This window comes from Infirmifilum tikiterense, assembly GCF_054696565.1.
Window position 1 is genome coordinate 293,756 of record NZ_CP182482.1, and the last position, 18,713, is coordinate 312,468.

Annotated in this window: 23 protein-coding genes; 14 read left to right on the forward strand and 9 right to left on the reverse strand. The window is 53.0% G+C overall.

Annotation, left to right across the window (positions count from 1 at the left end; all coding sequences use genetic code 11):
• The first annotated feature begins 261 nt into the window (after positions 1-261).
• The 3 genes from ACNO7C_RS01675 (at position 262) to ACNO7C_RS01685 (ending at position 2,044) form a co-directional block, all read left to right on the forward strand.
• Entirely contained in the window at positions 262-1,350 is a 1,089-nt protein-coding gene (locus ACNO7C_RS01675; RefSeq protein ID WP_460025286.1) for a DUF1512 family protein, read from the forward strand.
• Positions 1,347-1,721: an FmdB family zinc ribbon protein gene (locus tag ACNO7C_RS01680; protein WP_460025287.1), complete on the forward strand. Its 375-nt coding sequence runs from the start codon at positions 1,347-1,349 to the stop codon at positions 1,719-1,721. Before ACNO7C_RS01675 ends, ACNO7C_RS01680 begins: the two co-directional genes overlap by 4 nt.
• Before the next feature lie 143 nt (positions 1,722-1,864).
• Entirely contained in the window at positions 1,865-2,044 is a 180-nt protein-coding gene (locus ACNO7C_RS01685; RefSeq protein ID WP_460025288.1) for a hypothetical protein, read from the forward strand.
• Here the strand turns inward: ACNO7C_RS01685 and ACNO7C_RS01690 are convergent.
• On the reverse strand, positions 2,020-3,852 hold the full coding sequence (locus ACNO7C_RS01690) for a phosphoadenosine phosphosulfate reductase domain-containing protein (RefSeq protein WP_460025289.1): 1,833 nt from the start codon (positions 3,850-3,852) through the stop codon (positions 2,020-2,022). The two genes, ACNO7C_RS01685 and ACNO7C_RS01690, sit on opposite strands and share 25 nt — an antisense overlap.
• A 462-nt stretch (positions 3,853-4,314) precedes the next feature.
• On the opposite strand from ACNO7C_RS01690, the gene ACNO7C_RS01695 reads away from it, so the two are divergent.
• Positions 4,315-5,853 carry a DNA topoisomerase VI subunit B gene (locus ACNO7C_RS01695; RefSeq protein WP_460025290.1) on the forward strand — a complete coding sequence of 513 codons (1,539 nt, stop codon included), beginning with the start codon at positions 4,315-4,317 and terminating at the stop codon, positions 5,851-5,853.
• Positions 5,843-6,973 carry a DNA topoisomerase IV subunit A gene (locus ACNO7C_RS01700; RefSeq protein ID WP_460025291.1) on the forward strand — a complete coding sequence of 377 codons (1,131 nt, stop codon included), beginning with the start codon at positions 5,843-5,845 and terminating at the stop codon, positions 6,971-6,973. The genes ACNO7C_RS01695 and ACNO7C_RS01700 overlap by 11 nt, the downstream gene beginning before the upstream one ends.
• A gap of 83 nt (positions 6,974-7,056) precedes the next feature.
• Here the strand turns inward: ACNO7C_RS01700 and ACNO7C_RS01705 are convergent, their stop codons facing one another.
• The 3 genes from ACNO7C_RS01705 to ACNO7C_RS01715 form a co-directional block, all read right to left on the reverse strand.
• A complete protein-coding gene (locus tag ACNO7C_RS01705) occupies positions 7,057-7,290 on the reverse strand; it encodes an Lrp/AsnC ligand binding domain-containing protein (protein WP_460025292.1) in 234 nt (77 codons plus the stop codon).
• A 214-nt stretch (positions 7,291-7,504) separates the two neighbouring features.
• Positions 7,505-8,605 (reverse strand): hypothetical protein, encoded by a 1,101-nt coding sequence (locus tag ACNO7C_RS01710; RefSeq protein WP_460025293.1) that lies wholly within the window; start codon positions 8,603-8,605, stop codon positions 7,505-7,507.
• Positions 8,606-8,609: 4 nt separating this feature from the next.
• On the reverse strand, positions 8,610-9,008 hold the full coding sequence (locus tag ACNO7C_RS01715) for a hypothetical protein (protein ID WP_318536467.1): 399 nt from the start codon (positions 9,006-9,008) through the stop codon (positions 8,610-8,612).
• A gap of 426 nt (positions 9,009-9,434) precedes the next feature.
• Between ACNO7C_RS01715 and ACNO7C_RS01720 the strand changes: the two genes are divergently transcribed.
• The 7 genes from ACNO7C_RS01720 (at position 9,435) to ACNO7C_RS01750 (ending at position 14,673) form a co-directional block, all read left to right on the forward strand.
• Positions 9,435-10,523 (forward strand): hypothetical protein, encoded by a 1,089-nt coding sequence (locus ACNO7C_RS01720; protein WP_460025294.1) that lies wholly within the window; start codon positions 9,435-9,437, stop codon positions 10,521-10,523.
• A 460-nt stretch (positions 10,524-10,983) separates the two neighbouring features.
• Entirely contained in the window at positions 10,984-12,717 is a 1,734-nt protein-coding gene (locus ACNO7C_RS01725; RefSeq protein WP_460025295.1) for a hypothetical protein, read from the forward strand.
• A complete protein-coding gene (locus ACNO7C_RS01730) occupies positions 12,714-13,232 on the forward strand; it encodes a hypothetical protein (RefSeq protein WP_460025296.1) in 519 nt (172 codons plus the stop codon). The genes ACNO7C_RS01725 and ACNO7C_RS01730 overlap by 4 nt, the downstream gene beginning before the upstream one ends.
• A complete protein-coding gene (locus ACNO7C_RS01735) occupies positions 13,226-13,468 on the forward strand; it encodes a hypothetical protein (RefSeq protein WP_460025297.1) in 243 nt (80 codons plus the stop codon). The genes ACNO7C_RS01730 and ACNO7C_RS01735 overlap by 7 nt, the downstream gene beginning before the upstream one ends.
• Positions 13,465-13,746: a hypothetical protein gene (locus tag ACNO7C_RS01740; RefSeq protein ID WP_460025298.1), complete on the forward strand. Its 282-nt coding sequence runs from the start codon at positions 13,465-13,467 to the stop codon at positions 13,744-13,746. Before ACNO7C_RS01735 ends, ACNO7C_RS01740 begins: the two co-directional genes overlap by 4 nt.
• A 2-nt stretch (positions 13,747-13,748) precedes the next feature.
• A complete protein-coding gene (locus ACNO7C_RS01745) occupies positions 13,749-14,315 on the forward strand; it encodes a hypothetical protein (RefSeq protein ID WP_460025299.1) in 567 nt (188 codons plus the stop codon).
• Positions 14,316-14,466: 151 nt separating this feature from the next.
• Positions 14,467-14,673, forward strand: coding sequence for a hypothetical protein (locus ACNO7C_RS01750; protein WP_460025300.1), 207 nt, complete (start codon positions 14,467-14,469; stop codon positions 14,671-14,673).
• Positions 14,674-14,702: 29 nt separating this feature from the next.
• Here ACNO7C_RS01750 and ACNO7C_RS01755 read toward each other — a convergent pair whose 3' ends face one another.
• Genes ACNO7C_RS01755 through ACNO7C_RS01770 form a run of 4 tightly spaced genes read right to left on the reverse strand, consistent with a single transcriptional unit; the run spans position 14,703 to position 16,488 of the window.
• Positions 14,703-14,846, reverse strand: coding sequence for a hypothetical protein (locus ACNO7C_RS01755; RefSeq protein WP_460025301.1), 144 nt, complete (start codon positions 14,844-14,846; stop codon positions 14,703-14,705).
• Between the two features lie 35 nt (positions 14,847-14,881).
• Positions 14,882-15,703 carry a hypothetical protein gene (locus tag ACNO7C_RS01760; RefSeq protein ID WP_460025302.1) on the reverse strand — a complete coding sequence of 274 codons (822 nt, stop codon included), beginning with the start codon at positions 15,701-15,703 and terminating at the stop codon, positions 14,882-14,884.
• 52 nt (positions 15,704-15,755) lie between these two features.
• Positions 15,756-16,157 carry a hypothetical protein gene (locus tag ACNO7C_RS01765; protein ID WP_460025303.1) on the reverse strand — a complete coding sequence of 134 codons (402 nt, stop codon included), beginning with the start codon at positions 16,155-16,157 and terminating at the stop codon, positions 15,756-15,758.
• Positions 16,144-16,488, reverse strand: a complete 345-nt coding sequence (locus tag ACNO7C_RS01770) for a hypothetical protein (protein WP_460025304.1) — start codon at positions 16,486-16,488, stop codon at positions 16,144-16,146. Before ACNO7C_RS01770 ends, ACNO7C_RS01765 begins: the two co-directional genes overlap by 14 nt.
• Positions 16,489-17,714: 1,226 nt before the next feature.
• Here ACNO7C_RS01770 and ACNO7C_RS01775 point away from each other — a divergent pair.
• Positions 17,715-17,954 carry a hypothetical protein gene (locus ACNO7C_RS01775; protein ID WP_460025305.1) on the forward strand — a complete coding sequence of 80 codons (240 nt, stop codon included), beginning with the start codon at positions 17,715-17,717 and terminating at the stop codon, positions 17,952-17,954.
• A gap of 7 nt (positions 17,955-17,961) precedes the next feature.
• The gene (locus ACNO7C_RS01780) at positions 17,962-18,129 is read left to right on the forward strand and encodes a hypothetical protein (protein ID WP_460025306.1); all 168 of its coding nucleotides are present in this window, start codon (positions 17,962-17,964) and stop codon (positions 18,127-18,129) included.
• A gap of 176 nt (positions 18,130-18,305) precedes the next feature.
• Here the strand turns inward: ACNO7C_RS01780 and ACNO7C_RS01785 are convergent, their stop codons facing one another.
• On the reverse strand, positions 18,306-18,626 hold the full coding sequence (locus ACNO7C_RS01785) for a hypothetical protein (RefSeq protein WP_460025307.1): 321 nt from the start codon (positions 18,624-18,626) through the stop codon (positions 18,306-18,308).
• Between the last annotated feature and the right edge of the window lie 87 nt (positions 18,627-18,713).

Genomic DNA, 18,713 nt, shown 5'->3' on the forward strand with positions numbered 1-18,713 from the left:
CTTGTTGGGGGCTTTCGGCTATCGGTTGAATCTCTATCATTTTGAGACAAGGCAATAAGATAGCGCAGCGCCTGGAACGGAGGCTACGCCTATTACTTCTCCTTATTGGTCAAGTGGTTTTATCCTTCGCTTCCTTGCAAACGCTGTAGTAAATGTTGCAGAGGGGCAGAAAACTCCTGTGCTTAGTATCGTTAGGGTTTGAGCAACCACATATATTTTTAAAGCGGAAGGGTACTCTCTCATCTAGCTTGGGTGTAACAGATGGACGGAGACACTTACAGCTTGATACTTTGGCTTATCATACTCGCTTTCTTCTCGTTCTTCACTCAAGAGATGCAAATTCTCAGAGCGATCAGCGAGGTAGAGAATTACCTCCTTGTATTCAGAAACGCTAGGGATAAGTCCCTGCGATTCCTGATGGGCCAGATCAAGCGGTACAGCGATGTACAAGATGAAAAGCTGCTTTCGAGCAAAGTGAGCGAGCTTGTAGAAACGTATATCATACTTCCGGTCGATATAGATCCATACGGCATCGTCAAGAAGATTAAGCACATTGTCCGGACAGGCGAGAAAGGGTTAGAGGAACGAATAGCTCGGATAGCTCCTAAAGCTTCACGCGTTGAAGTGCAAAACTTGTCTAACATAGTGGAGATTGCAAGGGCACTAAACAGTATATACAAGATCCTAAACCACTACTACCTTATTGCGAGGAAGTTTAGGAGTTTGTGGTTGCTTATGCAGCTCAGCGCTCAAATGCCTTTCGTAATGGAAGAGGTCAAGGCCATCGAGGGGGCCCTTGAGGCGTTTGAGCGAAGCGTACCTATAGGCGACTCGGCCGGACCGCTTGTGGCAAGCTACCTTGTTAGGAAGTATACACGGGACCGTAAACCCGTTGAACCTGTTGAAGACACCCATGTTTACCACTTAGAGCTTGACGGTAGGAGAGTTTATGTAATAAAGGCGAGAGGGCCCGGAGGCACTGTGGGTAGACTAGATGATGCACTGCAGTGGCTTCTGGAGCGGGAGAAAGTATCGCAAATACTAACAGTCGACGCCGCTCTGAAGTACGAGGGCGAGGAATCTGGGATGCTTGCCTACGGCTATGGAGTTGCAATGGGGGGTATCGGAGCTGAACGTTTCGTTATTGAGGAACTAGCGACGAAGAATGGCATTCCTCTTTACGCTGTACTCATAAAAATGTCAGAGGCCGAGGCTCTCTCTGTTATGACCGAAGAGATATACAAAGGTGTTAGAGAGGCTGTGGGTATAATAGAGGACTTCATCAAAGTACAGCCTGTAGGCTCTACTTTAGTAATCATAGGCGTTGGAAACACGGTGGGAGTACCATGAACTTAGACCCTGTTTCCCAGGCCAAAAGAAGATGGATTCCAGTTTACGTCCTACTCTTAATCGGGGGCTTTTTGATGCTCGTTGCACTGTTATACCTGTACTTCAGGACAGGGTACGACGCTTACCTCTCTGGATCCATCCTACTAGTGATGATTGAGGGGTACGTGGGCTGGTCTCTCTACAAACTCGTGTCCACAAAGCCGGAGAAAAGGATCTTGATAACGCTACTTCAGTGTGAGAAATGTGGATTTGAGACTGAGCGTTCGTACAAAAACGGTGACAAGCTATTTGAAAAAGCTGAAACGTGCCCCAAGTGCGGTGGAGATACACTAGTGATAACCGCAATTTTCCTGCGCAGTCACAAGTCCTAGGAATACACCTTGGGAATCTCTAGCCTGAGGTTAATTTTTGGGTATTCTTTAGATAAATATCTCGGGGAATGCAATCCTTAATGTCGGTTAATGGGGGCAACTTTTAAATAGTGTAGCCACAGTGGTTGAGGGGTGCAATAGGTATGGCGTACGTACCTAAGACGCTTGTCCTAGGTCGCTGTGTCAGGTGCGGGAAGAAGATCTACAGAGGAGACGAGTACTTCTTCTGCGAAAAGTGCGGTGTTTCGTACTGCCCTACCTGTGCCAGGAAAACATTCGGTAAATGCCAAATATGTGGTCAGCCGCTCGTAAAGCGCCCGTGAAGCTTGAGCGTGTACTCTGCAATGGGGCATTTCCTCTGACATATGCCGCATCCCAAGCATCTTTCCTCGTCAACGGTTATTCCTCCGTTAGGGTTCAATGATATGGCATTTGTAGGGCACCAGTTAGCGCACTCTAGGCATTCCACGCAGTAGAAGGCGCGTATCACAACTCGGGCTAATTCTTCTTCAATATCTTGCGAGGCCTCGCTGACCTCTACAATTAGTTTGTTGCGCTCGACCTCTACCCTCTTCGCTGACGACCTTGCCTTTCTTGACGTATGGAGTAAGTTGCTGAACCTATCTCCGCTGAGCTTTGTCCGAGGTTTGTCCACCTCAAAAATCATCACTTTCCCAGAATGTTTCCACGTTACTCGTGCACCTCTCCTGACAGGCGTCTCACGTAGGTTCAAAGCGCGAAGTATGTCTTTAGGCGGGTGTACCCACCTCCAGAGCCCGTAGCGTACCCAGTCGTCGCCGAGCGAGTTTTCGCTAGCGTATTCTTGTAGAACTTTCTCCCAAGTCGAGTAAAGTGACTCGTTGACTCGTTTCGCGAGTTCAAATTCACCCATTTCAGTTGCAGGACAAAGCCAGCAACCGAGACGGTCTAAACCGTAGTAGTAAAGTGGATTGGGTAACAACCTCTCCCTAAAGATGTAGAGCCATACATCTAGTGCAGTCCAGTCCTGTATAGGAGACGCGGCTACAACGTTAGGCAACCACGTGTTCCTCCAGACTCGAGGCGAAAGCGCGCGTTGCATGGATTCAAACTTCCTCTGGCCCACTAGGCTCAGTACTCCGCTCGGAAAGAGGTTTTTCAAAGCACGGGCTGTTGGAGCAAACTTGGTGACCTTGCAACACCACCTGAAGTCTCGCGCGGGGGGTCCCATTACGGAGACCCCGCGCCAGAAGGCATTGCCAGCATCCGCAACAATAAGCTCCACGCCCATGCGTTCACATATCCTATGCGCGTATTCTACAGTTTCCGGAAACTCTATCCCGGTGTCATTGAATAAAACCTTGATTTTCTCGCTTCCAAACGCTTTAACCGCAAGGTTGAGGGTTACGAGACTGTCCTTACCGCCGGAAAACGACACCACTACCGGGAGCCTGTACTTCTCGTGAATCTCTCTCAGGAAGGATACTGCCTCAATCTCCTTTTCAGCTAGATATTCTTCGTGAAGCCTCGTCACCTCCCACCAGTCCGGATCCCTCTCGAGAATACCGTAGGGTCTGCTACTCCACGTTTTCAGAACGTAGATCCTTTCATTTCTCAGAGGTACTCCGACTCCAAGCAAGCTTAAATCGCGCGTTGCAAGAGCCACGTACTCATCCCCCCTCGGCAGTACATATCTCTCAAGGTGTTTTTGCTTCAGCACAAATCCCCTAGCTAGCTTTTCTAGCCTCGTAACAGCATAGAAACCCACCCCTTCTTCCACCATCCTTGCGACAGTCATGTACAAGGGGCGGAAACGCCAGAAGCCTCTACGTATGTCGTAGACGACGTGGCCTATAACCTGAGCGTCTAGAGCAAGCTCAACTCCATAATCAGGGTACATCACCTTGTTTGCCAGCACCACTTTTCTTTTCTGCAAAACCTCGTCGACACGATGCCCAGATTTGGAGAAGTAGTCTTCAATAACCCCCCAAACGTGTTTGTAGAAGTATCCGACAACCGGCCACGCATCCCCTGGAGGCGTTAGACTGAGCGCCACCGCTAAGTCCCCGCGCTTGTAAGCCAGTGGGCTGTTTAGTTTCAGATCCCAATATAGCTTAGCGGAAATCCTCTTCAGTACACTCGCATCCGGCACATCTACCCCTTCAATACTAAGCCCCAGGGCACCTTAATGGCTTTTCACGAGCTTTACTTTTGCCAAGAGTACCTTACTTAAACGTGCGCTTAGCAAGTCCATCCCCTCCACTCATCAACGAGCCTCTTCCAGGTTTTTACCTGCCTCATCGCCTTCAGCCCCCGTCTAAAGTTGGTTTACGGAGGAGTTGCACGTTTGAGGCTTGATAAACGATACATATTTCTAGGAAGCTACGTAGTCCAACCGTAGTATGCTCGTAATACCCGCCGCAGCGTTGCTACTTATCGCAGCAATTGGGTACCGCCTGCGCCTAGTCAGAATCTCTCAAGCTAAGAGAAGAAAAATAAAACTTTATGGACCTCGTGTAATCATTTAAACTTCTAAAGAGTTCCTGGTTTGAAGTTAATTCTTTTTGAAATCAGGTTTATCTGGGCTTTCTTTTCAGTCGAGTGGGGAAGATAATTGGAGAAGTATCGTGGATTATCGCCAGCACAGTTCTTTCATAGAAACAAGGAGATAGCAGGTTTCTCCAACCCAGCGCGGGCTCTATACCAGACTGTACGTGAGCTTGTTGAAAACTCCCTGGACGCCACTGAGACCCACGGTATTCTACCTGACATAAGAATTGAGATCTCCCTTGATCCCAACAACCCTGAAAGAGTGACGGTAAAAGTCACAGACAACGGAACAGGCATACCAATACATGAAATCCCGAATGTTTTTGGCCGAGTGTTTTACGGGTCTAAGTACGTAGTGAGACAAACAAGGGGTGTTTTTGGACTTGGAGTAAAAATGGCCGTGCTCTACGCACAGATGACGACGGCTCAGCCGATCTATGTCAAGAGTGCTCCAGTGAACTCTGAGTTCATAGGTGAGTACCTGCTATACATAGATGTTGACAAAAACATACCGCACATTCTCAGAATGAGAATAAGGAAGAAAGACAACCCTAAGGTTCATGGAACTTCCGTGAGGCTCACACTTGAGGGCTCGTGGGTGCAGGCAAAGAAGCGCATTGAAGAATATATTAAGCGCACCGCGCTCATAGCCCCCTATGCAACTATAAGGTTTAAGACACCTGAGGAGGAGGTCGTCTTCAAAAGGGTCACAAAAAAACTTCCTGAGCCACCGAAGATAGGTCAGTACCACCCGAAGGGTGTAGATGTCGAAGTTCTCAAGGAGCTCATAAAAAACATCCAGGATCCGAACACCACTTTGAGGGAGTTCTTAGTTAAAAGCTTTGAAGGTGTGGGTGAGAAAATAGCGCAGGAGTTCCTTCAGTGGGCTGGTTTCGATCCTTCCCTAAGGGTAAAGGAGCTCAGGCTTCAGGACCTCGAAGCCTTTGCTTCAAAAATGCGCTCGTTCGAGGGTTGGCGCCGTCCTCGACCCATTACTCTCTCACCGATAGGGGAGGAACTTTTAAAGGAAGGAGTTAGGAGCACTCTGAAGCCGAGCTTCGTTAAAGCTGTAACTAGACCTCCCTCATCTTACGGAGGACACCCGTTCATAGTCGAGGTTGCAGTTGCTTATGGTGGGGAAATCCCGCCTCAGGACCAACCAATGATCCTGCGTTTTGCAAACAAAATGCCTCTGCTGTACGACGAGGGTGTCGACGTTTCCAGAAAGGTCGTTGACGAGATTGATTGGAGCGTGTACAAAGTAAAGTTCCCGGCTCCGCTCGCAGTAGTTACTCACGTTTGCTCTACGAAAATACCCTTTAAAGGTGTGGGTAAAGAAGCCATAGCGGACGTTCCCGAGATAGAGCATGAGCTGGAGATAGCTATTAGGGAGGCTGCCAGGAAGCTGAGGTCGTACATAACGAGGATGGAGAAGCTTCATGAGATTCAGAAAAAAGAGTCAACGATTAGGCGCTATATGCCGGAAGTCGTCTCAGCAATCGCAGAAGTTGCCTCAGTAGAGCCTACTTTACTTGAAAGGAAGCTCGAGGAAATTCTTTTGAAGGAGCTAGGGAAGAAGAAGGTGGAGCAATATGTCGAGTAGGAAGGGAGGAGTTCAAGCCCCCTCAGAGGAGGAAGTCATTCGAAAGCTCGAGGAGCTCGGAAAACGCGTGGCAGACCAGATTCTGAGGGGTCAGCCACCCTACCTCGAAATACCCGTGAGAACCCTCGCTAACACCATTTGGGACAGCAAGAAAAAAATGCTCCTGCTAGGCCCAAGGACCGCCCGAAGGGAGTTCTTTGACGTAGGTGAGTCGAAAAGGTTCATGCAGACCGTCCTGATGCTTAAACTCATTCTGGAGGCGCGAAGAGAGGGTGTTCACCCAACCATACGTGACCTCTACTATCGTGGCAAGCACACACTCACGGATAAAAATGGGAGGCCTCTCGGGGAGAACACTTGGGACGATCAGCGTGAGAGTAACGCGGTGATACAGGATATAGAGGTAGCTACAGGGCTTCTTCGAGAGCACATGGGCTTAATGCACGATGCCAAAGGCAGAATCGTCGGACGCATGAAGATCAGAAGTAAGGGAGAAATCATAGACTTATCAAGGCTCGGTAGCGGTGCCTACGCTATTCCTTCGAATGTGGATAGCCTCGAAATACTCGAGGTCAAGGCGGAATACGTGCTAGTGGTCGAGAAAGGCGCTATCTTCGAGCAACTGAACGAGGACGAGTTTTGGAAAAAGAATAACTGCATACTTATCACGGGGAAAGGGCAGCCCGATAGAAGCACGAGGAGAATGGTTCGCAGGCTGTGGGAGGAGTTTGACCTGCCAGTGTACGTGCTAACTGATGGCGACAGCTACGGTTTCTACATCTACAGCGTGTACAGGAGCGGATCGATAACCCTGAGCTACGAGAGCGAGCGCCTCGCCACCCCCGAGGCCCGGTTCCTGGGTGTTTCAATTACAGATATCGAGAAATACAAAATACCTAGAAACTTCATAATCAAGGCTACTGAGAGGGACATTAAACGCGCAAAAGAACTCTTAAACTACCCGTGGTTTAAGGAGTCAAAGAGGTGGCTCGAGGAGCTCAATCTCTTCATAGAAAAGGGGCAAAAGGTTGAGATAGAGGCTCTCAGCGGTCACGGGTTCAGATTTCTCTCTGACTCCTACATCCCAGAGAAGATAAACAAGGGAGAGTGGATAATTTAGGGCATTGGATTCACCCCTAGAGTAATTTATCTCGGGGTAAAATTATCCCGGAGAACTTATCTCTTGGTACTAGAGCCCTGTCACTAGCTCATCTCCTGAGAGATAAGGGTTGCTGTTTGTTCGATGAATTTTAGGGTCCTGATATTGGAGATAATTTTGTCTAAGTCCGAAAGCGATGGAGCTTCAACCCTAACGACTATATCCCACAACCCGTAGGTCACATCGACGTCGCTAACAAAGGGTATTTTCATTATCTCACTCGCAACCTCGTACTCCTTACCTGGCTTCGTGGATACCAGTATGTATCCTTTGACCATCTTCCGGGCTCTCATACTGAAGCTAGCTGAAATATAAATTGTTTACTCTACAGCTATGAGAAAAATTATTCGATGTGACAGCTATGTGCTTATAATGATTAACTTGCCATTCTCAGCGATGTATACACTTTTTGTGGATAAGCTCATCTGAACAGGATTTAAAGCCATGAGCAAGAGCATAATCGCGACAAGCAGTATAAGCGCGTAGATGGCCTTAGACATTCCCCCCACCGAGCAAGGCGCCCCCAAAAAAGCTACCTAAAGTTATTGCCAGTGAGGCTATTGGCAACCAGAGAGCGGTGAAAGCCGGCGATCCGGTTGATAAGACGCTTAGCCCTACTGAGTACACGGCGACTGAGGCCAGCAAGTATATGTCTATCGAAAACTGAACTCCATGTGGATCCTCCACGGGCACCCACTGAACAACGCTCTCCAGCGGTAGTCTATTGAAGATGCTCTTAACTACCGCTGAGGCGAAGCCTAGAAGGAACAAAGTTACGAGGCTAAGCACCGCACTTGTGAAACCTTTCCTGACCAAGTTTCCGTGAAAACGATGAATTTTCTCGTAAGTTAATAGCAAAAGGCTGGGGTCTTCGATACCCCACACAGAAGAGAAGTAGACCGTTAGCCTAATGCTTCGGCTTAAGCCCAAAGCCGTCTCTGCCAGAAGAGCTTCGGGTGAAACTGCCCGAAAAACGTGCCCTGGGGACTGCAACGAACGAACGAGTATCTCCCTGTTTTCTTTAAGTTCATTCTCTACTGTTTTCAACACCCTAGCAGCTAGGATAGCCAGCGGTAGGCACGAGATAGCCTGCACTGTCAGCGCGGTTTCAACGCCTCTATACAATAGTACCGCCACTGACGCTACGCTTATGAGTAATGGAGCTGTTGCCAGTTTCAAGCTCCTGGGTAAGCTCAACACTCTCGGGTGCAGGTCCCTATAGAGTACGACGAGGACAGCGTTTAGGACTAGGAGGAGTGGTAGGGTTCCCTGGACAACCCCAGGTCTAAAAAATCCTATTGAGTATAGCATGACCGGGGCCACAAGGAGTGTGATGTTGAAAACCTCCCCGAGCGTGTCAACACGCGATGAAAACGACTCGAGCCTGAACTCAAGTTCTCTGATCGTTGCCTCAAGCGACGTACGTATACCTACCCTTGATCCAGCTTTCTCGTCCTCCGCGATGACTCTTCTCGTCTCGTCAGACAACCTGTAGGATATTCTTCTACTTTCCAGCCATGCCAGGACGTAGCTTGGAGGAGCCTCCGTGAAGGAGAGGAGAAAAAGGACTTCGAGCTCACCTAGCTCAGCCATCTTTTTATCCTCTTACGATTGAAACCTTGTACACACCGTAGTTGGTTACAATGTACCCTGTTACAGCACTCGTGATCTGAACGGTCGTCGAGAAGGTGGCGGTGCATGTGCTCGTGGTCCCTGCTGCAACAGTTCTAGGATTGCAGGTTAACGGCGCCCTTAGGTTGTACGTCGTGATTGTGAGGTTAGCATTTGAGAGGTCTGCCGTCGAGGTTCCAACGTTTTGGAGCCATAAAGTAACGGTATAGCTGTTACCCGTAGAGGTGAGAACAGCATCGCCTGCTTGAACCAGAACCGGCCGGCTCGTGGTCGCAGAGGCGACGGAGTAGATGAAGTAGCCTATAAGAGAGACGACGGCTAGGGTGATTATGACCATGATGCTTCTACCGACTTCTTCGCTCACGTTTTCTCACCCAGAGGCATAATGGCCTTGTTTATAAGACGGAGATAGGAGAGTTTTCCATTGGAGCTGTTTCATATCCCGGGGAGCGTGCGGTAAGTGATGCAAATTAGGAAGAAACTACTCGTATTTGCGGCCACGCTGGTATTTTTCCTTACAGCGCTAATTACACTGTCTACGATACATTCGAAGCAGCCTTCTTTGAGCTCTCCGGAAAGCCTTAGCGGTAGTATAACTCCCCGAAATCAATCCTCAAGCGTTTTGTGCCAGCTGACACTGTATGCTAACATCGGGAATGCCAGTGTAGTAGTGAACCGAAGTTTGTACAAACTCCCGGTAACATTGAAAACCGAGTGCAATACTACCCTTGTTGTCGAACCACTCCCTTCAGGGATCTATGATCCTGTAAACTCATCTGTTGCAATTCAGGTGGGCAGGAACACTACGATGATTCTACGTTACCGAAAAGCCTATGCAAGTGTCACCATCAAAGCTAATTACCCGCTGCTGGTAAACCACTCTGTCATAAATAGCGAGACCATCTTCAGGGTGAAGTTTAACTCTACGCTCAGCTTCGTCAGAGCATGCACCGACGCCGGCAACCACACGGTTCTCTGCTCCGATAAGATCAGGGTGGTGAGGAGCAATGCTACGGAGGAGTTCCCGCTGAACACAACGCTGACCTTCTCCGAGGACGCGGTGGTCAGCACCGAGGGCGCAACGCTCTACGTGCTGGAGTTCAGGAACATCGTTGTTCCGGTGAGCGTGAACGGCTCGCTTCACAGCGGGGACTTCGAGCTGAGGGTTCCCCCCAACTCGACCATCGTTGCCGAGGCTCACGGAGGCGATGACAGGGGCTGCTTCAGCTTCAACGACACGCACCTAATCTGCCCCGTGAACTGGACGACTCCTACAGGCGCGTACCCCTTTGGGAGGTACATGGTCTACAGGGCTGTGAGGGGAGGGGTGCTGAGGCTCAACGCCCTCCTCCTGCCGCGGGAGCACAGGGTGATCGAGGGCGAGGTTTACGTCAACGGCAGGCTAGTCCCGGCTAAGGTGTTTTCAGGGGAGAAGGATATGATCGTGCCGTTCATCGGGAACTGCGAGTACTTGGGCAACGCGACGTGGCGCTTTTGGGGAGAGGATGCTGTCTTCTACTTGCAGATCCCGACGAACTGGACTCGGGTCACGGTGAGGGTTCTCAAGGCTAAGGCTAGACCTTTCATGGGCTCGGTCTTGTCGCAGGAGATATACGTGGTTGTCAGGAACGACAACGTCTTTCTAGCAAGGGGGTTTGGGCTTCCGGCGGAGGGCTCTGCTCTTCTTGTTTTCGAGAGAGCGAAGATAGATCCGAATGATTTGGAGAGCATGAACCCTCCTGGCGAGTACTATGGACCTTGTTGCACGCGGGTAGATAGGATAGGTCCGGGCACGAAGCTATCTGAGGTGGCAAAGCCCTACTGGCTGATGATAACTCTATCTGAGGAGGTGGTGATACAGGTTGAAGTGGAGTACTAGGCTTGTGACGGTTTTTTGGCTGTTTTTGCTCGCGAGCATCTCCGTGATCGTTTTTTCGGATCCACTCCCTAGTTGCTATACCGGTCCTTCGCCATTTCCTACGGACGGGACTTGGCATACGGTGATCGGTACGCAGACCCAATGGATTGAGGACAGAACTGGGAGTGGTGCTACTGACAATCCTAGTTGTAACAACGGGGGTTCTTTGAGGGTGAACGCTCAGTCTATGACAGTCGAGTATTGGATGGTGGCGTCGGTAGTAATATACAATCCAAGTAGTGGCTCGGGCTCGGGGCGTGCGGATTATAGCTATTCTGTGTCGAGAAGTCTCACCTTTAGAGAGTGCTCGTCGAGTGGTTGCAAGGATCTTAGGACTGATTCGTTCTCTTATAGTGAGTCGATTACTGTGACGGGATATTACCCGCCTTTGTATCGGGGACATAATGCTCGCGGGTTTGTTGTGGATCCGGGCTACACTTACTTCGTCTTAGCTCCAAGCCAGCAGACGACGTTGAAGCTGACAGTCTATTATGGAAGAGCTTACGCGTCAAACAATCTAGGTGCAGCTGTATCGGGGTCATCCTCGCCTTCTCCAGTAACCTACACTTTGACCGTCGCGGCTAAGGTAGTGAACTTCACCCTGCCTCAAAGCACGAGCGTGAGCGGTAGCCTGCAGGTCTCCGGTAGCCCTGTTTCGGGTTCTCTGACGTTCTCTGGCACATACCTGCAGGCGTCGAAGAGTGCTACTGCTAATTCTGGGACGAGCTACTCTGAGAGCTTGCCGCAGACCCTAACCTTGGTGCTAACTACGAGCAGGGCGGCGATAAGCGTCAGCAACAAGTACGCTGATGCCTACTCAGCGGTGTACTACTCTAGCGACTACTACACAGGGAAGTTCAACGTCTCTGGCTCCTGGAGCATAACCTATCAGGGAGGCGCCGTCAGGGTCTGGCTGGACGCCTGCACGCAGGGCGGCTCCTGCAGGAACCTCTACTACTCGGGCCCCGTCTACGGCGGGTCGGGCTCGTTCACCGTAGCGAACGCTCGGCTGAGCAATGAGAGGCTGAGGCTGACGATCGGCTACGGGTACTCCACCTACGTCACCGCATCCGTGACGCTGAGCAACTCCTCCACAAAGACCTTATACTTCGCCTACTGGGACACACCGTCGGGCAAAGTGTACAGAACAACGGTCACGGGCACCCTCACTGCGAACACACAACTCACGGCCGTCTACTCACCGAGTGGGGGCATCAACGCGGCTCTAGTGCTTCTACCGGGCATGGACTTTCTCCCATACAATACAACGCACTTCATCCCACTATTGCCGGGGGTCTATACCGTTGAGACTAACGCCACAGTGATCCTGCTGGATGCGAGCGCTACGCGCATCTTCTCGGTTAAGGGCATGAACGCCACGGTAAAAGTCCTTTCGACCTTCGGAGAACCCGCTAAAGTCGGGACAACCACGAAGGCCAGCAGGCTCCCAGCGACTACCTTGCCTATCGTTCTGATCGGCAACCAGACATTTTACCTGTTCTCGCTTACCGCCCCAGAGACTCCGAATTCGACAATCTACCTCAAAGTAAACAGCTCAATTTACATCTACAGGGTCGTAGCACCCCGAATAGAAGTCACAGAGATCGATTACGGCTGGGACGCAGTAAGGATACATTTCAACGCGTATCCCTCCTGGAAAAACTACAACGTCACAGCAATAATTGACGGGAAAGAATTGTCTTCCGCTACAGCGAGCACAGGCGTGCTGGAGGTGAGGTATGAGGAGCTTCAAGGCGTGACTACTCCTAGGTCAATTGAGCTTGCACCATCGTGGGGTGGGCGTCTAGAGATTCCGGGAGAAAAGCCAAAACTTCTCTTACTACCTGTCGTAGTTGAGCTGAGTTTCCACAACGGAAGCAGTGGGCTTGTCTTAACAGCCTCGGAGCCTCGAGTTCTAGGAGCGAATGCTACGCTGAGGCAAGAATTGATCGCGGTGAATGAGACACCGAATATGGGGAACCTCTGCATAAAGCTCGTGAACGCCAGCAACCAGGCAGTGTGGCAGGTGTGCGTGCCTTACCCCTATGTAGCCGAAGTACCATACCCTGACACAAGCGGGCACTTTCTGGAGGTGGTCTACGTTCCTGCTCCTACAAGGCGGGTGATCGTTTTTCCGTGGTGGGAGCGGTTATGAGCGATGTTTTGAAGATCGCGATACTCGTAACCATTTCTGCCTCTGTCCTTGCCTCTATTTACGTGCACCTTCAATCAGCAAGACCCATTGCGCACCTTAACTCGTTCAGCCTCGTGACGCTAACGCAATCCGATTTCATCGACTTCAACTCACAAATCTATTTAAACAGCACACAGTGCCGCGTCGTCATCAACGGCCTTCAACTGTTGACTTTTGAAGGCCCTGAGCTCGTGATCCCGAATTGCGCAGCAACCCCTTTGAACTCTACATGGATTAGCCTCAGGAGGAAGAATGATGAATGCCTGCTCTCATTCAACCCGGTCTTCCGCGCCGAAAACGCCACCCTGATTATATTTAACGCAACTGAGCGCGGTTGGACTGATAGGCTGTGCTTAACGAAGTTGACAAGGGAAGCCCGCATTTACAATCCACGGATTGAGGTCTGCGGCTCCTTCTTCTCGCTTGATGGGCCTATCGTCTTAAAGCTGGTTTTGATAGAGGTGAAGAGGTGTTGAAAAGCGTCGAGGAGGCTCTTCTAACAATCTTCGAAGTTCTATTACTTGCTAGCGTCCTGGTATTTGCGCAAGATGCTTCAGTAGACAGCGACGTTCTGCACGTTCAGGGCTTGCTACCCCCCGGAGCGTGCACAACGGTTTACTCGTCGAAGCCCATAACCCTCAACGGAACGCAGCGCGGCAACATCATCACCGTGTGCCGCAACCACTCGAGCATCGTGGTGGTCGAGCCATGAGGGAGGTGCAAGCCGCCGTGGTTGCGGTCATTGTCCTCCTTACGCTGAGTAAGGCTACTACTACACTTATACTGCACCCGCTCTCCGCGCAGGTTAAAAACGCGAGGAATGCCGCCGTGATAGCAGCATACGTTATGCTACACTCTAACTGTAGCGATGTCGCCGAGTACCTTAGAGAAGTTAATGCTACAGCCCCCCTTCCTGATGCCGCCACAGGGTTCGTAGCTGTTTGGTGCGGTGAGGAGCTCCGAACCTACTCCTTCTCCTGGAGGGGGTAGCCGTGCGTAGGCGTGGTACTGCCGCTCTGATAGCCGTAGCTGTCCTGAGCTTGCTGATATTGAATTTACACCAGGAGGAAACTTACCGAGTCGTTTACGAGGGCGAAGACGTTCATGCACTACTCTTGATTACCGCGCGTGAGGCCTGCAAGAGTCCGGATAAAGCTGCCATACTCTTCGCCCGGGCTCAAACCCTCGCAAAACACGTTAAGGTAAAATCGTACACGGTTTCAGTCATCGAGAACTCTTCTAACTACGAACGAGGGACTCTCCTGTGCGCTGCCAGGGTGAGCACCAGCCTCGGTGAGGATACCTTCGCATTGAACTACACCTACAAGCTCGTAGGGCTCCGTGTAGACGAGCTCACAGGCCGCATACTCAGAATATACGCCGTGAACGCTTACCAGTATTTCAAGTTGCCCATGTACAACTACACGATACAAATAAGCATTACACTCCAACCTCTGTGCCCGCACGACTACGTTAACGGCGATTTGGCGGTAAGGGGGCTTGGGCCGTGTGTACTGGCCGACAAGTGGGGGCTAAAGCTGGTGATACCAGGTGGATGAAGCAGTCCTGGCTCTACTCCACCTGTTGGTCGCGGGTTTGGTCTTTGCATATTGGCTTAATCTCTACTACTTCTATGGCTTTCGGCGATCCCCTAACACTGATCTCATCCGCGATATATGTTTCCTATTAGACTCACCGAATGGAACTACTGTGAACGGTGACTACTACCTTGATGGCTGCATAGCGAACGGCACGATCGTTTCTAGAGTTCCAGTTTCAAGCATGTGCTTGGTACGGATAAACGCGACAGCCGTACGCGGACCTCTCTCAGGCGGAGTGGCGTGCTCCGTTGGGAAAGTTCGCCTGAGGCTCGAGAAGAGCAACGGCATTGTCGTTATTAAGAGTAACGGAGAGTGAAGGCTCTGAGCTCTTGTTGAAGTCAACTTTTAAAGTCGAAGATTCCTCACTAAGTTCTGGAACTCCCTGAGGCTTAGGCCCCACTGGCTGGCAACCTCGTCCGCCACCCCCTCGAGCCTCTCGTCGCTCACGAACTCCGCCGCGATGATGGCTGCCTGGACGAGCTCCGCCAACTGCTTGACGTGCTCCTTCTCGGGCTCACCCCTGACTACACCAACCAGCCCCCTAGCGATCTCGAGGAGGAGCCCTGGGGGAAGCTGTAACCAATCACTTTGGCCACGACCGCGAGCGAGTTCTGCGGCGAAGCTAGCGCTTCGAGCGCGGAAGCGACCACAGCACCGCCCACCGCGGCGTACAGCTCCTCGGCCAGCCTCTCGCCCAGCGAGGAAAGCGCCCTCTTGCCCGCATTTACCAGCGCGCCACGCAGGCCTAGGCTGCCGGGACTCAGCCTTCTCAGGGCCTCGGCGCCCCTCCTCAGCTCCTCCCGCTCACCTGTCCCATGGTGCTGGAGGAGCTTGAGCGAGACCCCGCTTTTTCCGCCCTCAGGCATCACTTTGAAAGCATTGAACGCTGGGGTGCAGTCTACCTCCGCCTCCCCGGGCTGCTCGACGCCCCTCCTCTCAAACTCCACCTTGTGGACTCCGGGCGTGAAGACTAAGGCGACGCTACCCTTTCCGAGCCTCTCACGCAGCAGGATGTAGGCTCTGATTGCCTCTATGGTGCTCTCCTGGACCACGATCAGCCTCGCTGGGCTAGCCTCCTTGTCGACGTACTCGGCGAGAGTCTTGCCGCCTACGAGCGGCTCTGTGCCCTCAAACCTCAGGAGCTCGGCGCGGCCCTCCCCTTGCAACTTCTCAAGGCCTGAGAGCTTGTAGCTCACGACCCTCGACTCCGGAACCCTCCCGGCGACTTCTAGGCGGGAGGAGCCCGGCCCCGCGAGGACGACGGCATCTTTGCCTTCCTCGAATACCTCTTCAACCCTATTGGCGACCCGATCTACCAGATCCTCGTAGCTGTACTCGCGGCTCAAGAACGCTCTAAGAAGTAGCGCCTCGAATGCTATACAAATTTGTCTTTGTAAGCTAGGCTCTTAGCCTCAGCTGCCTCCTGTAGAGCATCACCGTAGCGATGTGCGAGCATATCCTCGCTCTGCGCACGTAGCCGTACGCGCGGAAGACGCAGTCGCACCTGTACCTGCCATCGCTCACCCACACGTTGTACCACGGGTAGGTGTCGCCCAGCTCCGCTAGCCCCTTGACGAGCCAGTGCTCGTTTCCCACTCTTTCGACCTTCCCCGCCAGGAGGCGGTACGTGGCCCTGTAGAACCACTCCGCTGGCTTATCTGGAAAAGATGCTTGTAGCTCGCTTAAAGCCTCCAGGAGGTCACCGTGCTCCTCGGTCAGCTTATCGCTGCAGTAGCCGTAGAGGGCGCACCTCACTAGCGCCCAGGCCAGCCTGCTCTCCTCACTCCTAGCCCTCGCCAAATGCCAGCACCCACAGCGCCTTCTCCGTGAGGGAGACCGTCACGCCGGCGGGGTGCGGAGCCCTCCTCAGGTAGCCGTAGTCCAGCAGCCTCAGGTAGTCGCCCAGCTCCAGCTCCGCGGCCCTCAGCCACTCCAATACGGAGCGCTCCTCAGCGGCGCCGGTCTGGAACTCCCTCAGGAAGCCCTTCACGAGGGCGTGCTTCGTGGGGAACGCGAGCTTCAATAAGTCCTCGCGCCTAGCCCTCCACACCACCAGCCCTGGCTTCCCGCTCGAGGCGAATGGGGCCTCGACCTCCACCACGGCCTGGTCGTAGTCGAAGTACTTCTGCATCGCCGGCACCCCGTCCCAGCCCCTCGGCAGCGAGACGAGGCGCGGCGCCTCTCCAGCCTGTAGGAGTCGAAGCTGAACTGCGGCGGGCTCCTGTAAACCAGCGTCAAGTCGTAGAGCTGGGCCAGCGAGAGGAATAGTTGCGGCTCAGCTCCCTCAGCCTCACGAGCACCCTCCTCCCCGGCTCAAGCGAGGCAATGAACTGTGGCTCTGATTTGAACTATTTCTGAAACAGTATATAGCTGTTTCTAACCGAATTAACTCCATGCATTTCTCTTCCCCCTGATGCTTCGAAAAACCTTGGAGATACCTGTTGACCTCATAATCTGTGTCAGAGGGGAAAGGCTAAGTCACATTTCAATTATTTCACTTTCCCCTCCTAAAAAAGCCTTTCGCCCGCCACGTCCAGCTCGGCTACGAGCGCGCCAGCCCTGAGGTTCCCTGCGTCTCACAGTCTGTGAATCCTCCGCCGGCACGCAGGGGCCGGGCGGCTGGTAGGTTCCCGTGGCTCTCACAGCGTGTGACGCGTCTGCCCGAGAGGCGTTTGAAGCGGCTTGCTTCGCGGAACATCACTGTGTGAGCTACTGATCGCGGCAACCGCTGCGAGTGGGAGATTGAGGTCTCACGTTGTGTGATGCTACGCGCCCCGCGGGTCTGGGGTGAGCGCCTCGTTTCCGAGCGCGGCGGCGTGAGCGCTCCCTCGGAGAGCCTAGAGCCTAGCGGGGAACTGCTCAGCGTCCCAGTTTCTGCGAGGGTTCCTCTCGAGAAAGCCCAGCGCTCGGTAGGCGGGGGCTACCGGCTGGGCAGCGGCGCTGGGGGTCTCGTGCCGGCTGCTAGACTTGCCGCGAAGCCTGACACACTTAGACGCGCAGAGCGGCGCTTGGGCTCCTCGCCTTTGCGCGTAGCTCCCGCGCTTTGGCACTCGTCGAGCCACCGCCTCTGAGGCTTATCACCAACAGTTTCGGTAAACTATAATAAATCGTTTAGCGCACCCTCATGTAGGATAGATGAGCGCACACCATCTACAGGTGCGCGGAGCGCGGCATCCTCTACATATACAGGCACTGCGGCTACACCACCCGCACCCCCAAGGGGATCGCAGGCCACACTAAGCTGCACCTCAGGCGCGGTGGGGGCAGGCATCGCCTGATATCAGGCGGGATCAAGAGGTATCACAGGCTGATATCGAGCGATATCAGCAGACATCAGGTGATACCGGCAGATATCAAGTGATATCATGTGGTGATATCACGCGAAATCAGCTGATATCACCTGATATCAGGCGATATCAAGAGGTATCGGGTGATGCTGCGTGGCGTCAAGGGGGGCTCGGCGCGGGCAAGACCTCCCAGGAGGAGACGAGGAGGGTCGCGGAGCTCGCCGAGAGGCTCGCCACTGATAATAGAGCTTCCGCCCTACCCGGGGCGGAGCTCTACCTCGTCCTAGAGAGCCGCGAGGGTTCAAGGTAGCCTGCCGGTGACAGACAATGTTCTGTACTGCATAGCAAAAAGAGTCAGCTACCCCGGGGGCAGCGGTAGCGCTAGGCTTGCATTGCGTGCCCTGCGCTACGCCCTGCAGGCCGCTCAGCCCGGCGCCGTCTCCGTGAGGCACGCCGAGCTTGCTTTAGCCTTCTTGAGGCTCTGAGGCTTGCGGCGCGCTCCACCTCCTCCAGCACGCCCCTGAGGCTCTCCCACTCGACGCAGGCGCCCTCGGCGCAGGTGTAGGCTCTCACAGCCCCCTTCATGCTTAGCGCCTGGGCTTAAAAGGCGGTGAAGGGGTAATAAGGGGTTCCGCGTTAAAACCCCGAAAGTAAAACGTCGTTATGGTGTCGCCTCGCCCCTGCCCTCCTCCTCGGCTATCATCCTGGCGAGCTTGTCGAGCACCTCAGCCACCCTGCGGCCCTTCTCGGTGAGCCCGAAGATCCTCGACTTCTTGCCCACGAGCCTCTCCTCGACGAGGCCGTGCTCCTCGAGGTCCATGAGGGCCCTCTCGATGTAGTACGTGTTCCTAGACCTGAGGAGGGGGATGAACTCGCTCTTGATCGCGTACCCCACCCTGTACAGGTAGAGCAGGATGAGCACGTGCCTCCGCTCCATGAACCAGAGCTCCTCAGCGCCACTCCCCTCGCCCTCCCCGCTCACAGAGGCCACCCGCCTAGCCCAGCGCGCCGGGTGTATAATCGGCACCAAGATAAATCAATTTTTTAAGATAGCGCGGGGCCAAGAAAG

Bases quoted from the DNA above. Each gene is read 5' to 3' on its own strand.
- ACNO7C_RS01705 (WP_460025292.1), bottom strand. From the start codon at position 7,290: ATGGTCAAAGGATACATACTGGTATCCACGAAGCCAGGTAAGGAGTAC.
- ACNO7C_RS01675 (WP_460025286.1), top strand. From the start codon at position 262: ATGGACGGAGACACTTACAGCTTGATACTTTGGCTTATCATACTCGCT.
- ACNO7C_RS01700 (WP_460025291.1), top strand. From the start codon at position 5,843: ATGTCGAGTAGGAAGGGAGGAGTTCAAGCCCCCTCAGAGGAGGAAGTC.
- ACNO7C_RS01730 (WP_460025296.1), top strand. From the start codon at position 12,714: ATGAGCGATGTTTTGAAGATCGCGATACTCGTAACCATTTCTGCCTCT.
- ACNO7C_RS01710 (WP_460025293.1), bottom strand. From the start codon at position 8,605: ATGGCTGAGCTAGGTGAGCTCGAAGTCCTTTTTCTCCTCTCCTTCACG.
- ACNO7C_RS01770 (WP_460025304.1), bottom strand. From the start codon at position 16,488: ATGCAGAAGTACTTCGACTACGACCAGGCCGTGGTGGAGGTCGAGGCC.
- ACNO7C_RS01740 (WP_460025298.1), top strand. From the start codon at position 13,465: ATGAGGGAGGTGCAAGCCGCCGTGGTTGCGGTCATTGTCCTCCTTACG.
- ACNO7C_RS01680 (WP_460025287.1), top strand. From the start codon at position 1,347: ATGAACTTAGACCCTGTTTCCCAGGCCAAAAGAAGATGGATTCCAGTT.
- ACNO7C_RS01685 (WP_460025288.1), top strand. From the start codon at position 1,865: ATGGCGTACGTACCTAAGACGCTTGTCCTAGGTCGCTGTGTCAGGTGC.